This is a genomic window from Occallatibacter sp. (assembly GCF_049582745.1).
Lineage (GTDB): Bacteria > Acidobacteriota > Terriglobia > Terriglobales > Acidobacteriaceae > Telmatobacter.
Map to the genome: position 1 here is coordinate 1 of NZ_JBAUUO010000124.1, position 16,073 is coordinate 16,073.

Consider the following 16,073-nt stretch of genomic DNA (forward strand, 5'->3'; position numbering starts at 1 on the left):
GAAATATATCGTGCAATGCTCCGGCCGTAACCCTCTGAAAACATCGAACTTCCTCCCAGAGATGGGGGGAGGGGGGAGGGGGGTAGCACTGCTAATCGCATCGTCACAGACTGATGGCTACTGACCACTGACAACTGAGGACTAACAACGGGAGACTTTCCTCAACGCACATCCACCGACCGGTCGCCCTCGTACTCCGTGATGTGGAAGTAGGCCTCCCACCCGCTCCACGCCACCGGAGCCGGCAACTTCGCCATCGGATCGCGCAGGTGATCGCCATACGCCTGCACCAGCTCGCGCGTCCGATACACACCGGTGAGCCAGTCGCCGCGATACCAGCTTTTCCATTTGCCGTACTCCGCCAAGGCCATTGAAGCCTCAACCGTGTCGAGCGCCTGCAGTGCCTCGCCGGCCTCGTTTCGCGCCTTCTCCGTATCTCCCGCGGCATCATCCTGCAAGGCCCGCGCCACCAGCAGCAGCGCCCGATTGCTTTCGCGGTTGATCGTGATCATCGTCAGCACCGCCGCCTGGTAATACTGCTCGCGGTCGGGATCCACCAGCGTCTTTGCCGCCACCGTATGCTGCCACACCGCATCCCAACGCGGCTGCGCATCTTCACAGTCGCGGATGTCCCGCTCCAGCCGCGCGGCCCGCTGCTCCGTCGTGAACTCCGGCATCAACCGCGGCGGCGTCCACTTCGGCGACTGGCTCGGTACCGCCGCCACCTGGTGCTCGCTCAACCGGTCCAGCAGCAGCAGCCGCATCTCCGAGTGGTAATGCTGATCGCCCTCCTCCCGCGGAACGTTGCTCAACCGCGGCGGCGCAGGCGGGGCATTCCCCGCCGACGTCAGCCCCACAGGCGGCATCGCACTCCGCAGCGATGGCGCCGCAAAGTACTCCTTGTAAATGCCGGTCACTGCATCCGCCGACTTCGCCCCAAATTCCTCCGCAGCCCATCGGCGGTAAAACGCTTCGTCCGCATCTGGATTTTCTGCGGGCACGCCACCCCAGGCCACCTCCATCAGCGCCCGTGTCGTCATCGCGACCGGCCGAATGTCGCTCGTGTTTACAAGAATGTACGAAGTCGCCCCGGCCTTGATGTACCGCCCCAGCTCCTCCTGGATCACCGCCACCGGCACCATTTCCGAAAGTTGATTAGCATTCCCATTCATCATTGCCACGTGAAAATAAGCGCCCTGCCCCGCCGCCACTTTCCCGCCATCCTGCATATCGCCGTAGCCAGTGTCTGCCCAAACCAGCGTCACCTCCGGCGGAATCTGAATGAGGCCTTTCTGCATCAATCGCGCGCCCTCTTGCCACAAATCCGTTACGAACTCTGCCTTCGGATATTTCGCTCGCACGATCTTCATCTGCTCTGCGATCGCATTGCTGATGCGCTTGCCCAGCAGCGGATCGTTATCGCGCACACTCGGATCGAGCGAAGCATAGCTCGAGTCCGACAACCCGCGCAGCCCAACACTCCACAAGATCTCCTCATCCGGCTTGTACATCGCCACCGCGTTTGTCCACGCTCGCTCCAGAATTTCCGGATGCGTCGAGAAGTTGTACGGCACATCCTTCGGCCATCGCGCCACATTCACGCCCAGCGGGATCGCATGGTGCTGATTCACGATCAGTCCGCGCTTCGCCGCCGCTTCCACCTGCGCGTCATCAGGAAAGATCCACGTTCCCGGCACAATCATGTTTCCCTTCAGCCGCAGCGTCGTTTCGAAGATGTTGTCCCACACCTTCAGCGAGATGCCGGTGTGCTCGCCCTTCGCCGCCGGAATCCAGCCCGTCAGCAGGTCCTCGTCATTGGGGAAGAATCCGCGATACTTGAACACCGGCTTCGGATAGACATGCGCAAAATCCGCCGGCAGCGTAATCGAACTGCGCTTCTCCGGCTCCTTGTCTGTCCACAGATACATCGGATCAACACCGAGAACCGCCTGCGAGAACTGGTAAATCCCATAGATAGTTCCCCGCATATCCGCGCCCGTCAGGCAGACCACATCCCGTACAGGACCTCCCGCCAAGTGAACCACCGAGAACGCAAACGACTCCGCGCCGCCCGTCGGCTCCGCGCATTTGATCCCCGCGTACGGCCTCTGTGGCCCCGAGATCAGGATCGCCACCTGCCCCGACCCCTCCATGTGATTCGCCAGGCTTGGCGTCTGCCCAAACACCTTGCCAAAGTCGCTCAACAGATCTTCCGTCGCGCGGCGGACCGGCGCTGGCTCGTCCGCGCTCTCCACTATCGTCACCGAGCTATCAATCGCCACGTTCGATCGACGTGCGGCCGGTGCTGAAATCGCAGACACAACGATCATTCCCCATGCCACAAGGAACGCAAATGGATGTTGCCTGTTTCGAAGCACAGCGCGCTGGAACATGACGTCTCCTTGGTAAAGAGAGTCTTGCTTGCAACCGAACACGTAGGAGTAGAAATCGCGAGGATCTGAAATCCGGGATCACATTTCGTTCGCGTCCCGAAGTATACCGGACACTTCGCCACCGCGCACCCGTGACTGTCATTACTCCAGCCTCAGCAGCCGCAGTGCTACAGTGGATTGGTCTTCACTTCTCTTCAGGTTCTTGCTTCTTGCGTGCTCTAGGTGTGTTTCTGGCGGCTCTGCTCGCGCTCTCCTGCGTGGTCCTCGCCGCCCCGCGCGTTCAGCCTGTCCCCGTTCCGCCGGAACTGCGCTCCACCGCCTTCACTGTTACAGTCAACAACCTGGCTGTCGACGTAGCCCACGCTGCGGCCAGCTATGACTTCGTCAATTTCGACATCACTGGTCCGGTCACCATCGCTATCACCGCCTCCCAACCGGGCTTTTGGGATAAAGGCGTCGACATCGAACCGTGGCGGCTCGGCATCCGGCCCGTGCGCGACGGCCAGACCATCCGCTTCAAGATTGCGGGACCGCAGAAGCTATCCATCTCACGTCCCGGCGACTTTCTCAATCACGCCACCATGCTCTTCGTTTTTGCGGGTGAACCCCCTGCGCCCGCACCGCCCGCCGATCCTTCGGTCCATGTCTTCGCGCCGGGCATTTATCACCAGAGCCTGAATCCACAAAGCGGCGACACTTACTATCTCGCTCCCGGCTCCTACTTCTACGGCAGCCTGAATCTCTGGAAAGTCACCGGCGTCAAAGTGCTTGGCCGCGGCACCATCGTTTATGAGGGCACCCAGGATCCAAACTCCGACCAGGGCTGGATGCAGAAACCCGACTGGCACTGCATCTGCGCGCTCGAGGCCCACAACGTCGAGATTGACGGCGTTACCTGCATCGTCCGCGCGCGCACCTGGTCCATCCAGATGAAAGACACCAGCGGTTTCGTCTACAACGACATCCGTGTGATTGGCGGCAATCCAGGCAACGCCAACCAGGACGGCATGGACTGGCTCGGCGGTGGCGACGCTCTGGTCCGCGATGCCTTCCTGCGAGCGTCGGACGATGATTTGGCGATGGAAGGCAACTGGGATGGCTACACCGACGCCGACATGCTGCGTCCCGGCCACGATGTGCAGAACATCACCGTCGAGAATAGCGAACTCTCCACCAGCATCTCCAACATCGTGCGCGCCGCGTGGCCGCGTAAAGTCTTCAACTCTCGCAATTTCACCCTGCGCGACTCCGACATTCTTCACGGCGGCATCGGCGCCTGCGGCCAGACCTTCGGCATTCTTGGCCTCTGGGGCGCAAACAATGCCAAAGGCGACCATTCCAACTACACGTTCCAGAATCTCTGGATCGACAACTGGTACTCGCTCGTGCAGATCGAGCATGAAGAGCCTGCCGTGCACGGCGTTCTCTTCAAGAACATCTGGGCTCTCGATCAACCTCCGCTCGCCACCTCCACCATTACCGGCAACGTCTCCGGCGTTACCTTCGACAACGTGAAGTACGACCAGAACCGCGCCACCAACGACGCCGAACTCCAGCTCGTCACCACCGGCGGCGCCGAGCAGCCGAAATTTCCCGTGCCCATCGGTCCGGTTGCGCACTTCACCATCACCCCGCCCGTCTTCGGCCCCGGCGATCAGGTCACGTTCACTGCCGACCCGTCACCGCACGCAAGATTCACCTGGCTCTTCGGCGACGGATCAGAAGCGCACGGCAGAAAAGTGAAGCACAAATTTCCCGACGCCCTCGGTACCGCGCTCGACGGCTCCAACGGCGCAGGCCGCTTCCGCATTCTGCTCAAAGCCGAAGACACGCACGACCGACAGGACTGGTCTGCGCAGGGAATTGTCTCCGTCGGCAAATGGCATGACCCCGATCCCATCGCTGGACCCACTGTTCCCGGCCTCCATTGGCAGATCTATCCGGGCACCTGGACCGAGTTGCCCGATCTCACCGTCCAGTCTCCGGTCTTCAAAGGCGACTCACCCAACCTTCACGCCGATCCGCAAGGCTTCACCCGCTATGTGGCCGCGTGGGACGGCTTCATCGACATCCCCGCCGACGGTGGCTACACGTTTCACCTGATCGCAAGAGATGGCGCGCGTCTCGTTATCGACGGCCTGCAGATCGCCAAGACAGGGCCGCCTTTCGCCCAGGTTTGCGGATCGCCCGGCAATGCTGTGCGTTACGACCACGGATCCATCGGCTTGCGTGCGGGCCCGCACGCGCTGCACGTCGAAGGTCTTCACTCCGTCAGCCAGGGCGCGCCCCGCATCCTCTGGGAAGGCCCGTCGCTTCCCCTGACCGACGTGCCACCCGACGCTTACACTCACCTGCGCGTTGATACTGTGACCAATACGAAATAGAGTCCAAGCAAGAGGCCTCCGGGAGAGGCGGCGAGCCTCGGTTCTAATGAGGCATTTGTGTCGTATCCCATCCGCCACCGAGCGCGCGCACAAGGCCCACGCTCGCCACAAACTGGCGCGTAACCAGGTCGGTGGATGTGCGCTGGTTTGTCAGCAGCGTGCTGTCGGCAATCAGCACTTCCAGATAGCTCGTCGCTCCCCCTTTGTAACGCTGGTTCGACAAGTCCAGTGAGTGCTGTGCCGCTGCAACGGCGCGCTGCTCCGCGGTAGATTCTTCGTTCAATACGCGCAAATCCGACAACCGGTCTTCAACCTCGTTGAAGGCTCCAAGGACTGACGCGCGATAGGTCGATGCCTGCGCCTCGTAGTTGTGTCTCGCCTGGTCGGTAATCGCGTGCCGCTTGCCGGCATCGAACAGCAACTCGGTCGCCTGCGCTCCCAGGCTCCACAGTGCGCTTGGCCCCTGGATCAGCGTTCCGGCGTTCGTGCTTTCAAATCCACCACCGCCTCCAAGAACCACGTTCGGATAAAAAGCACTGATCGCGATCCCGATCTGCGCATTGGCCGCAGCCGCGCGCCGCTCCGCCGCTGCAATATCCGGCCGTCGCTCGATCAGTTGCGACGGTACACCCAAAGGAATCTTCGGCAGCGCAAGGTCCAGCGGCGCCGGGGCCAGCGACACATCGCGCGCCTCCTTGTTGATCAGCGTCGCGATCGCATGTTCGTACTCACTTCGCGCCTCATTCACATCCACCAGATGCGCGCGCGTCGTTTCCAGCTGGGTCAGCGCCTGGGCTACCACGACTTCCGTTGCCAATCCGCCTTTGACCAGTTCTTGATTCAGATCCAGCTGGTGCTGATAATCACTCACCGCCTTTGCCAACAGTCGTGCGTCCGAGTCCAACCCCCGCAATTCGAAATAGTCCAGTGCCAGCTCCGCATGCAGGCTCAGGCCCAGATTCGCTAGGTCTGCCGCGCTTGCCTGGGCACTTTCATGCGCAGCTTCCACGTTCCGCCGTACACGGCCCCACAAATCCGGCTCCCAGCTTGCCTGGCCTTCCAGTTGAAAGTCGCTGTAGCCGGTCTTTGTGCTGTTCGTGATCAGGGGCCGATGCGACGATACCTGGGTGCGGTTGACGGCAGGCGTAACCGAAAGCGTCGGGTAGAAGTCCGCCCGCGCCACCCGTACCTGGCCGCGGGCTGAGAGATACGCTTCCAGCGCTGCCCGCAGGTTCTGGTTCTCGGGAGCAATCTGTTCTTCCAGTGCATTCAATTGCGGATCCTGGTAAACCTCCCACCACTTTCCGCGTAGCATGCCGTCCGACGGAGAAGCAGGTGTCCACGTTCCCCCGGCAGGATTCATCGGTGGCAGAACCGCGCCCGCCGCTCCAGTCTCGGCAGTCCTGGCCTCCTTGTAATCGGGAGGCGCCAACGTATCCGGACGTTGATAGTTGGGCCCCACCTTGCACCCCGTCAGCAAGGTCACCAATCCCAGCAGGCACACGACCAGGGAGCGCCCGTTCTGCGCCCGCCTATCGCGCATCCTCGACTGGGATGGAGCCAAATCACCTCGATCTGCAACCGCACCCATCGCTATTCGCTCCCCGGTCCCGGCTGCCCACCCTCACCCTGGCTCGCAGGGTTCTCAGGGTTCACCTTCTCCCCCTCGATCAGCGAGTCCGGCGGATCCTGGATCACGCGATCCCCATCCTTCAATCCGTTCACGATCTGCACGGTTGCTCCATCATCCTGGCCGATCGTCACGGAAATAAGGTGCGCGATATTATCGCTGCCCACCGTGCCTACCTGCGTTCCTTCGCGCCTGAAGATGATCGCTGCAACCGGAATGATGAACGTCTGCATCGACGACGTCTTGAAGTGCACTTGCGCCAGCGACCCCGGCAGCAGCTCGCCCTTGCGATTCTCCACGTCGACTTCGACCAGCAAAGTCCGGCTGGCTGGGTCGATCGCGTCCGCAGTCCGCACCAGCTTTCCTTGAAAAGTTCTCCCTGGATATTCAGGGAACGTAAGGTCGATCTTCGAACCACGTTTCAGGCTCGTTGAGTACATCTGCGGAACGTTAGTGTAGACGCGCAGCGTGTTCAGCGCCTGCATATGAAACAGCTCATTTGCTGCTCCTGTATCAACCAGCTGCCCGATATCGATTGACCGCGCCGTTACCACTCCATCAAACGGCGCATAGATCTTTTCGAACGATTGCAGCTCCTTCAACCGATCGACATTGGCCCGAGCCGACTTCACCGCCGACGCCGTAGCCGCAGCCTGGTTCGTAAAGGTTTCTGTATCCTGCTGCGAAACCGCGTTCGATGGAGCCAGATCCTGATAGCGTTGCGCCTGCGAATGCGCATTCTTAGCATTCGCTTCTGAGGTGCCTAGGTCGGCCTCTGCCTGCACCAGTTGCTGATCCAGTTCAGGAGTTGCAATTTCCGCCAGCAGCGCGCCCTTCTTCACGTGTGAGCCAATGTCGTAATACCACTTCGTCAGGTAACCTGACGTACGCGCGTAAATCGGCGAATCGGTATATGCAGTTACATTGCCCGGTAGCGTGAACATGTCAACAGGCGCGCCCGGTTTCGGCGGCAGAGCGATCACCGCCGGAGCGACTGTTTCCCGGGTCGTTTTCGCCAGCATGTTGTCGTGGTGAATGCGGCTGAGAATTCCGAACGCCGCCAGCGCTGCAAACAGCAGCAGCACAATCACCACTCCCATAACGGCAATTCCCGGCGCAAACGGTTTCTGCGCGGGCGCATGCTGCGTATCGTGCCCTTCGTGAGGAACCGGCTTCTGGCTCGGGTTGGATGTATCGCTCATATCGTTACTCCGAAATCTCGCGGGAAACCCGTCTATCTAGTCAAACTCATCGAACGTTGCAGCCTGCGTCTCGTGCCGTCTTGACCGGCTGCGTTTCTCGATCCAGCCGTGTACGACCGAGAAAAACGCCGGCACAAAAAACAGCGTAGCCACCGTGGCTAGCAGCAGTCCGCCGATAACGGCGCGGCCCAGCGGCGCATTCTGCTCGCCGCCTTCGCCCAGACCCAGCGCCATCGGCATCATGCCCAGGATCATAGCCAGCGCCGTCATCAGCACGGGCCGCAGACGAACAAAGCCTGCATTCAGCGCAGCCTGCCGCGCATTACCCACCAACTCTTCCAGTTGTTCGCGCGCAAAGCTCACGATAAGGATCGAATTCGATGTTGCCACGCCCATACACATAATCGCGCCCGTGAGTGCCGGCACGCTGAGCCGGGTCTCGGTCGCGAACAGGAACCATGCAATCCCGGCCAGCGCTGCAGGCAACGCCGAGATGATCAGGAACGGATCGAGCCAGGACTGAAAATTCACCACGATCAGCAAGTAGATCAACAAAATCGAAAACGCCAGCCCGCTCAGCAGGCCGATATACGACTTCTGCATGGTCTCACTCTGCCCGCGCAGAATAATATGCGAGCCGCGCGGCAGTTGCTTCTCGTACTTTGCCTTGATCCTTTCCATCTCTCGCGTTACGGTCCCCAGGTCAGTGCCCGCCACATTCGCATAAACGTCCAGCACAGGCTGCACGTCGTAGTGGCTCACCGTACCCAGTTCCGCACCCGGCCTCAACTGTGCGAGATTGCCGAGTATCTGCAATGGCTGTTGCGCGGAACCTGGTGCATTCGTCTCCATGGGCGCAGCACTCATGCCCGTATTGGTTCGGGATGAACCGTTACCGCCGGTTCCACTCTTGCTCGACGAGGTTACCGGCAGGCTCTTCAACGCGGAGATCGAGTCGAGCTGGTACTGCGGTGTCTGCACCACCACGTTGTAGCTGACTCCATTCCGGGGATCAAGATAGAAGCTCGGCGTCGTCTGAAAGCTGCCGCTGAGGGCAACCAGGATACTCTGTGCGACATCAAGCTGCGTTAACCCGATTGCCTTGGCGCGCGTCCGGTCCACATCGACCGTGAAATTCGGATAATCAAAGGGCTGTTGAATACGGGCATCCGCCGCACCCGGCACATAACGGACCTCGTTCAGCAGCTTTTCTGCAACCGCTCGGTTGCCATACAGATTTGGTCCCACGATCTGAATGTCGATTGGCGCAGACAGGCCGAAGTTCAAAATCTGCGTTACAATGTCCACTGGCAGCACGTAGAACGTCACACCCGGATACTCCCGCGCCAGAACACCGCGCAATTCATCCACGTACTCTTCTGTCGGATGATGCTTCGCCGTTAGCTGTACCTGTATGTCGGCATCCTCCGGTCCGATCGGCGCCGATGTCGAATAAGAAAGGTTCAGGCCGGAATAGGGAATGCCTATATTGTCGACGATCGTCGTCATCTCGTTCGCGGGGATGTGCTGGCGAATGGTTGCGTCGATGTGATCGCATAGCGCCGCCGTCTCCTCGATGCGCGTGCCGGTCCGTGCGCGCACATGAATCTTGAACTGCCCGGCATCGACTGTGGGGAAGAAGTCCTGCCCCAGCCAGGGCACCAGCAACGCCACCGAGCCGACCACGAAAATCAGGAAAGCAATCAGAAAGCCCCCTGCGTAATCCAGGCACAACGTCAGTAGCCTCACGTAGCCATTGCGGAACCGGCTGAACCCAGCCTCAAATCCGCTCTGGAACCGAACGAACGGATTCCGGCTGATCTGTTTGCGCGCCGTCAGTGCGTCATCATGCTCGTGCAGCAAATACTTCGCCATCGTCGGCACTACAGTGCGCGACAGCAGATAGCTCGCGAGCATCGCAAACACTACGGCTTCCGCCAGCGGTACAAACAGGTAGCGCGCCACTCCGCTCAGCAGGAACATCGGCACAAACACGATGCAGATCGCCAGCGTCGACACGAGCGCCGGTGTGGCAATCTGCGCGGCGCCATCCAGAATCGCCTGCTCAATCTCCTTGCCCTGCTCCAGGTTGCGGTTGATGTTTTCGATCTCCACAGTCGCATCGTCGACAAGAATGCCAACCGCCAGAGCCAACCCGCCCAGCGTCATGATATTGATGGTTTCGTGCAGCAGCGCCAGCACGGTGATCGAGCACAGTATCGAAAGCGGAATCGAAACCGCGATGATCAGCGTCGATCGCCAACTCCCCAGGAATACCAGGATCATCACCGCCGTCAGGCAGGCGGCAATAATAGCCTCGCGCACCACCCCGTTGATCGATGCGCGAACAAAGATGGACTGGTCAGAAAGAGCATTGATCCGCAGTTGCGGTGGCAGTTGGCTCTTGACGTATTCGATCCTGTCGCGGACATCCTTGATGATCTGCAGCGTCGAGGCCGAACCCGTCTTCATGATCGCCATCATGATGGCGCGCTTCCCGTCCACGCGTACGATATTCGTCTGCGGCGGGTTGCCGTCGCGCACGTGCGCAACGTCGCGCACGTAAATCACGGCCCCATTTACAGACTTGATCGGGAGATTGTTCAGCTGCTCCACCATCGTAGGCGCGGAGTTCGTCTCGATCGCGTACTCATAACGGTCCATCTTCATGGTGCCGGAGGGAGCAATCAGATTCTGCGCCGAGACCGCATTCACCACGTCGGCCGGCGATAGCCCATTGGCCTGCAGAGCCTTCGGATCGATGTCCACCATGATCTCGCGCTGTTTCCCGCCATAAGGGTAAGGCGTCTGCGCTCCTTCGATTGTGGCCAGCTGGGTGCGAATATTGTTGGTCCCGAGGTCGTTCAGCTGCTGCTCAGTGAGCCCGGTTCCCGAGAGACCCAGCATCAGCACCGGCACGCTCGATGCGTTGTACTGAATGATGAACGGGGGCGTAGCTCCCGGCGGAAGTTGCCTCAATTGCACTTGGCAGATCGCCGTCACCTGCGCCACAGCATTGCCGACATCCACATGTGGCTGAAAGAAGATCTTGATGATGCCGATTCCATTCAGCGATTGTGACTCAATGTGCTCAATGTCGCTTACCGTCGTGGTCATGCCGCGCTCACTGTTGAAGATGATGCGCGTTGACATCTCCTCTGCCGAAAGACCGGAGTAGTGCCAGACCACCGTGACCACAGGAATGTCGATGTTCGGAAAAATATCCGTGGGCATCGACGCAATGCTGTATGCGCCGAGGATCAAGATCAAGAGCGCAAAGACGGCAAACGTGTACGGCCGCCGAAGTGCAAGCCGAACAATCCACATCATAGGGCTGCTACTCGCTCCTGAGGCGATTTGCCCGTCAACAGCGTGACGTTTGAGAGATAGGTCGCCGGCGGCATTGCGGGCGATCCGGTCAAGGCAAACAGCGGCTCAATGGAATCCGGGTTTGAGCGGAAATCCAGCCGCCCTTTCCCATGGTATGAATCAGAAAGTCAATGTTAGACGATGACACGCGGTCAAGTACGGCACGCCTTGGCCTTCAACCATTTTTATGCACGTTAATAGGACGTGCACATGACCGTCCAGGCTTCAGTACCGGGCGCCCCTATCTCATTATGCGGGCTCTTTCGAGTTGCTCTAATGCCCCTCAACGCCAGCCCCGAAGCAGTCGCCGCACGGAACTGCGCCCGCCTCTCAATTCCAGCGGTCCGCGCCATCCGCGCCCCTTTCATCGGCAAAGGTCTTTCGCACCCGCTTCCGCGCCGGATCCCGTCTTCGGTTAGCTACAATTATCTGCTTACTTGGCTTGCTTTCTCAAATGGCTCTTTTGCGTTCGGAAACACCGGTCCGCAGGAAACCTTTCAGAATCCAAGTTCGTCCCTAAGAGGAGTGTTGCCGCGGCAATAACACTGCACGACCATGCCTCATCGAAGAGCACAAGCCGCCGGGATTTTATCTCGAATTACACGTGATTGACGGGAAGCCTGAATATGCCGATTCAAAACGCCACCGAGCCTTCTTTGCAGAAAACCGGCGAATCACAACCCCCCGGCCACAAGAACACCTGGGTTCGGGTCGTTGTATACCTCGTCCTCGCCGTTGCCGTCGGGCTCATCGTTTGGCGCGTCTATCAGAACAAGCAAAAGACCGCGGCGAATACCGCCATCCAGGCCGCCGCTCTGCTGTCGCGCCCCGTGCCGGTGCAGGTCGTTGCTGCCGAACAAAAGCCGATGCCCATTTTCCTCACCGGCCTCGGTACCGTCACCCCGTACAACAGCGTTACAGTCAAGGCGCGCGTCAGCGGCGAGCTGCTCCCCGTCAAGTTCACTGAAGGCCAGGAAGTCAAACAGGGCGAGACCATTATGGTCATAGACCCAAGGCCCTACCAGGCCGCACTTGACCAGGCCAAAGGCACGCTGGCCCACGACCAGGCCCTTCTCAAGAATGCGCAGGCCGAGTTTAACCGCTATAAGGCCCTCTACGCAGCCGGCGTCGTTTCTAAAGAGACCCTCGATGCCGACCAGGCCCAGCAGGGCCAGTACGAAGGCGTCATCCAGTCCGACAATGCCGCCATTGAAACTGCCCAGCTGCAGTTGAGCTGGTGTTATATCCAGTCACCTATCAACGGCAAAATTGGCCTTCGCCTCGTCGATCCCGGCAACATCATCTCCGCCAATTCAACCAACCTCGTCGTCATCAACCAGCTCAAGCCCATCGCCGTCTATTTCACTCTGCCTGAGAACCAGTTGCCCCAGGTGCTCAAACGTCTCGCGACCGACAAACGCGTCCCGGTCGACGCCTACGATCGCAGCGACACACAATTACTGACCAGCGGCAATCTCCTCACCGCCGACAACCAGATCGATACCACCACCGGCACCGACAAACTTAAAGCTGTTTTCGACAACAAGGACTCGGTCCTCTTTCCCAACCAGTTCGTCAACGTTCATCTCGTGCTTGAAAACCGGCCCAACGCCCTCGTCGTCCCCTCCGCCGCCATCCAGACCGGCCTCAACGGCTCTCTCTTCGTGTGGGTCATCAACGACGATGGCAAAGGCGGTCGGGTCGCGCAGATGCAGCCCGTGAAAGTTGCGCTCGCCGAGGGCCAGAACACTATTCTCGACAGCGGCCCCCAGCCCGGTGCCAAGGTCGTCATCGACGGAGCCGATCGCCTGCGCCCGGGCCAGCCGGTGAGCGTTGCTGGTGCGTATCAGGGTCAGGCCGCGCCGGCTTCCGGTCACGCAGCTGCTCAACCCGCAGGATCCGGTACCGGCCAGCCCGGCAAGGCTAGTGCGGGTCAAACCCCGCAGAACCCCAGCTCCAATAAAAGGCAGCACCAGTGAGCCTCAGTCCATCCCGTCCGTTCATTCTGCGCCCCATCGCCACATCGCTGCTGATGGCGGCCATCATGATTGCGGGTGGCATCGCATTCCTGCAGCTGCCTGTCTCCGCCTTGCCCGAGGTGGATTACCCCATCATCCAGGTCCTAACCTTCTATCCGGGCGCCGGACCTGAGGTCATGTCCTCATCCGTCACCGCTCCCCTTGAGCGCCAGTTCGGGCAGATGCCCGGACTCAAGCAGATGACTTCGGTCAGCTCCGGCGGCGGCTCCGTCATCACCCTCGAATTCAACCTCGACGAAGACATCGATGTGGCCGAACAGGAAGTGCAGGCCGCCATCAACGCCGCCAACAGCTTCCTGCCCTCCGACCTGCCCAATCCGCCCGTCTACAGCAAGGTCAACCCCGCAGATGCGCCCATCATGACGTTGGCGCTCACCTCCGATTCGCTGCCCCTCGACAAGGTCGAAGATTCCGCCGATACCAACCTTGCCCAGAAGATCTCCCAGGTCACCGGGGTCGGCCTCGTCTCCATCGCCGGCGGACAGAAACCCTCCGTCCGCGTGCGGGCTAACCCCGCACAGCTCGCCGCCTACAATCTCAGCCTTGAAGACCTGCGCACCGCTCTCGCCGCCGCCAATGTCGATCAGGCCAAGGGCACGCTGAACGGATCGCGGCTCTCCTACACCATCAACGACAACGACCAGCTCGTCTCCAGCGCCGACTATCTCCCCGTCATCGTTGCATATCGAAATGGCGCTCCCGTCCGCACATCCGATGTCGCGAGCGTCGTCGACGCCCCCGAGAACTCGCAGCAGGCCGCATGGATGAACCGCCAGCCGGCCGTCATCGTCAACGTGCAGCGCCAGCCCGGCGCCAACATCATCGCCGTCGTCGACCGCATCAACAAGTTGCTTCCCCAACTCCAGACCAGCCTCCCAGCGAGTGTTCAGGTCCACGTCCTCACAGACCGCACCACCACGATCCGCGCCTCCGTGAAAGATGTCGAATTCGAGCTGATGCTCACCGTGGCGTTGGTCGTCATGGTCATCTTTCTCTTCCTGCGCAATCTCGCTGCCACCGTCATTCCATCCGTCGCTGTGCCTCTCTCCATCGTCGGCACTTTTGGTGTGATGTACCTGCTGGGCTACAGCCTCAACAACCTCACGCTGATGGCGCTCACCATCTCCACCGGCTTCGTCGTTGACGACGCCATCGTCATGATCGAGAACATCTCGCGCTTCATTGAAGAAGGCGATTCACCGATGCGCGCAGCTCTCAAAGGCAGCGAGCAAATCGGCTTCACCATCATGTCGCTCACGGTCTCGCTGATCGCCGTGCTCATCCCCCTGCTGTTCATGAGCGACGTGGTCGGCCGCCTCTTCCGCGAGTTCGCCATTACCCTCGCCGTCACCATCCTCGTCTCCGCGGTCGTCTCCCTGACGCTGACGCCGATGATGTGCTCGCGCATTCTTCACGACAAGGCCCACGCCAAGGAGACCCGCTTCTATTACTGGTCTGAGAAGGTCTTCAACTCCATCATCGCCTCCTACGGCCGCGGCTTGAAGAAGGTCCTTGAGTACCGCTTCATCACCCTGCTGGTCACCATTTCAACGTTTGTCGCCACCGTTCTGCTCTTTATCGTGATTCCCAAGGGCTTCTTCCCCGTGCAGGACACCGGCGTGATTCTGGGCATCAGCGAAGCACCTGAAACCGTCAGCTTCGCCAACATGGCGCTCCGCCAGCAGAAGCTCGTTGACATCGTTCTCAAGGACCCCGCCGTTGACAATGTCTCGTCCTTCATCGGAGTCGACGGCACCAACACCACCCTGAACTCCGGCCGCATCCAGATCACCCTCAAGCCGCTCGATCAGCGCAAGATTTCTGCCACGGAAGTTATTCGCCGCCTTCAGCCCAAGGTCGCCGACGTCGATGGCATCCAACTCTTCCTCCAGCCGCTGCAGGACCTGAGCGTGGAAGACCGCGTCAGCCGCACAGAATTCCAGTACTCTCTTGAAGATCCGAACTCTGCCGAGCTCGCCACATACACTCGCAAAATGGTGCAGGAGTTAAGCAAGGAGCCGGCCGTCACCGACGTCGCCAGCGATCTGCAGGACCAGGGCCTCGGCGCAATGCTTGTCATCGATCGTGATACGGCGGCGCGTCTCGGCATTTCCATGGCCGACGTCGATAACACGCTTTACGACGCCTTCGGACAGCGCCAGATCTCCACCATATTTACCCAGCTCAACCAGTACCACGTGGTCATGGAAGTGGGCCAGAGCTTCCAGACCAATCCCTCCGTCTTGAACAATCTGTATGTAAAGTCAAGCAACGGAATGCAGGTGCCGCTCAGCACGCTCGCTCACTGGGAGCAGACAAAAGCACAACTCGCCATCGGACACGAAGGCCAGTTTCCATCCACCATCATCAGCTTCAACCTCGCGCCCGGCAAAGCTCTGGGCGATGCCGTTAAGGCGGTCAATGCGGTGGAGCAGCGCATCGGCATGCCCAACAGCATCAATGCCAGCTTCCAGGGCACAGCCGCGGCCTTCCAGACTTCGCTGGCCAACGAGCCGCTGCTCATCCTCGCAGCACTGGTCACTGTCTACATCGTGCTTGGCGTGCTCTACGAGAGCTATATCCATCCCATCACCATCATCTCCACCTTGCCGTCGGCCGGCGTCGGCGCTCTGCTCGCGCTCATGATCACGCAGATGGAATTCAGTGTTATTGCACTGATCGGCATCATTCTTCTCATCGGTATTGTGCAGAAAAACGCCATCATGATGATTGACTTCGCGCTGCAGGCCGAGCGCGAGGAAGGGAAATCGGCCGAAGACGCCATCTTCCAGGCCTGTCTTTTGCGCTTCCGGCCAATTCTGATGACCACGTTGGCAGCGCTCCTCGGCGGTCTTCCCCTCGCGCTCGGCGGCGGGGTAGGCGCCGAACTCCGCATGCCTCTAGGCGTCAGCATCGTCGGCGGACTCATCTTCTCGCAGGTGCTCACCCTCTTCACAACTCCCGTGGTGTATCTCTACTTCGACCGGCTGGCGCAGCGCCTGAAACCGCGCGACCTTGCGATTGGCTCTGAACATCACTTGGCTTCGGCGGACTGA

Annotated in this window: 7 protein-coding genes; 3 read left to right on the top strand and 4 right to left on the bottom strand. The window is 60.0% G+C overall.

Annotated elements, in window-relative coordinates:
• Positions 1–161: 161 nt before the first annotated feature.
• Positions 162–2,393, bottom strand: coding sequence for a glycosyl hydrolase 115 family protein (locus tag WCA10_RS17405; protein WP_472823784.1), 2,232 nt, complete (start codon positions 2,391–2,393; stop codon positions 162–164).
• Positions 2,394–2,602: 209 nt separating this feature from the next.
• Between WCA10_RS17405 and WCA10_RS17410 the strand changes: the two genes are divergently transcribed.
• Complete coding sequence (locus WCA10_RS17410; protein ID WP_472823785.1) at positions 2,603–4,777, top strand: PA14 domain-containing protein; 2,175 nt, start codon at positions 2,603–2,605, stop codon at positions 4,775–4,777.
• 43 nt (positions 4,778–4,820) lie between these two features.
• Here the strand turns inward: WCA10_RS17410 and WCA10_RS17415 are convergent, their stop codons facing one another.
• Genes WCA10_RS17415 through WCA10_RS17425 form a run of 3 tightly spaced genes read right to left on the bottom strand, consistent with a single transcriptional unit; the run spans position 4,821 to position 10,936 of the window.
• Positions 4,821–6,320, bottom strand: a complete 1,500-nt coding sequence (locus WCA10_RS17415; RefSeq protein WP_472823786.1) for an efflux transporter outer membrane subunit — start codon at positions 6,318–6,320, stop codon at positions 4,821–4,823.
• A gap of 50 nt (positions 6,321–6,370) precedes the next feature.
• Complete coding sequence (locus WCA10_RS17420) at positions 6,371–7,609, bottom strand: efflux RND transporter periplasmic adaptor subunit (protein ID WP_472823787.1); 1,239 nt, start codon at positions 7,607–7,609, stop codon at positions 6,371–6,373.
• Positions 7,610–7,645: 36 nt separating this feature from the next.
• On the bottom strand, positions 7,646–10,936 hold the full coding sequence (locus WCA10_RS17425; protein ID WP_472823828.1) for an efflux RND transporter permease subunit: 3,291 nt from the start codon (positions 10,934–10,936) through the stop codon (positions 7,646–7,648).
• Between the two features lie 668 nt (positions 10,937–11,604).
• Between WCA10_RS17425 and WCA10_RS17430 the strand changes: the two genes are divergently transcribed.
• Positions 11,605–12,957 (top strand): efflux RND transporter periplasmic adaptor subunit, encoded by a 1,353-nt coding sequence (locus tag WCA10_RS17430; protein ID WP_472823788.1) that lies wholly within the window; start codon positions 11,605–11,607, stop codon positions 12,955–12,957.
• Positions 12,954–16,073 carry a multidrug efflux RND transporter permease subunit gene (locus WCA10_RS17435; protein ID WP_472823789.1) on the top strand — a complete coding sequence of 1,040 codons (3,120 nt, stop codon included), beginning with the start codon at positions 12,954–12,956 and terminating at the stop codon, positions 16,071–16,073. The genes WCA10_RS17430 and WCA10_RS17435 overlap by 4 nt, the downstream gene beginning before the upstream one ends.

Bases quoted from the DNA above. Each gene is read 5' to 3' on its own strand.
- WCA10_RS17425 (WP_472823828.1), bottom strand. From the start codon at position 10,936: ATGTGGATTGTTCGGCTTGCACTTCGGCGGCCGTACACGTTTGCCGTC.
- WCA10_RS17415 (WP_472823786.1), bottom strand. From the start codon at position 6,320: ATGCGCGATAGGCGGGCGCAGAACGGGCGCTCCCTGGTCGTGTGCCTG.
- WCA10_RS17405 (WP_472823784.1), bottom strand. From the start codon at position 2,393: ATGTTCCAGCGCGCTGTGCTTCGAAACAGGCAACATCCATTTGCGTTC.
- WCA10_RS17420 (WP_472823787.1), bottom strand. From the start codon at position 7,609: ATGAGCGATACATCCAACCCGAGCCAGAAGCCGGTTCCTCACGAAGGG.
- WCA10_RS17430 (WP_472823788.1), top strand. From the start codon at position 11,605: ATGCCGATTCAAAACGCCACCGAGCCTTCTTTGCAGAAAACCGGCGAA.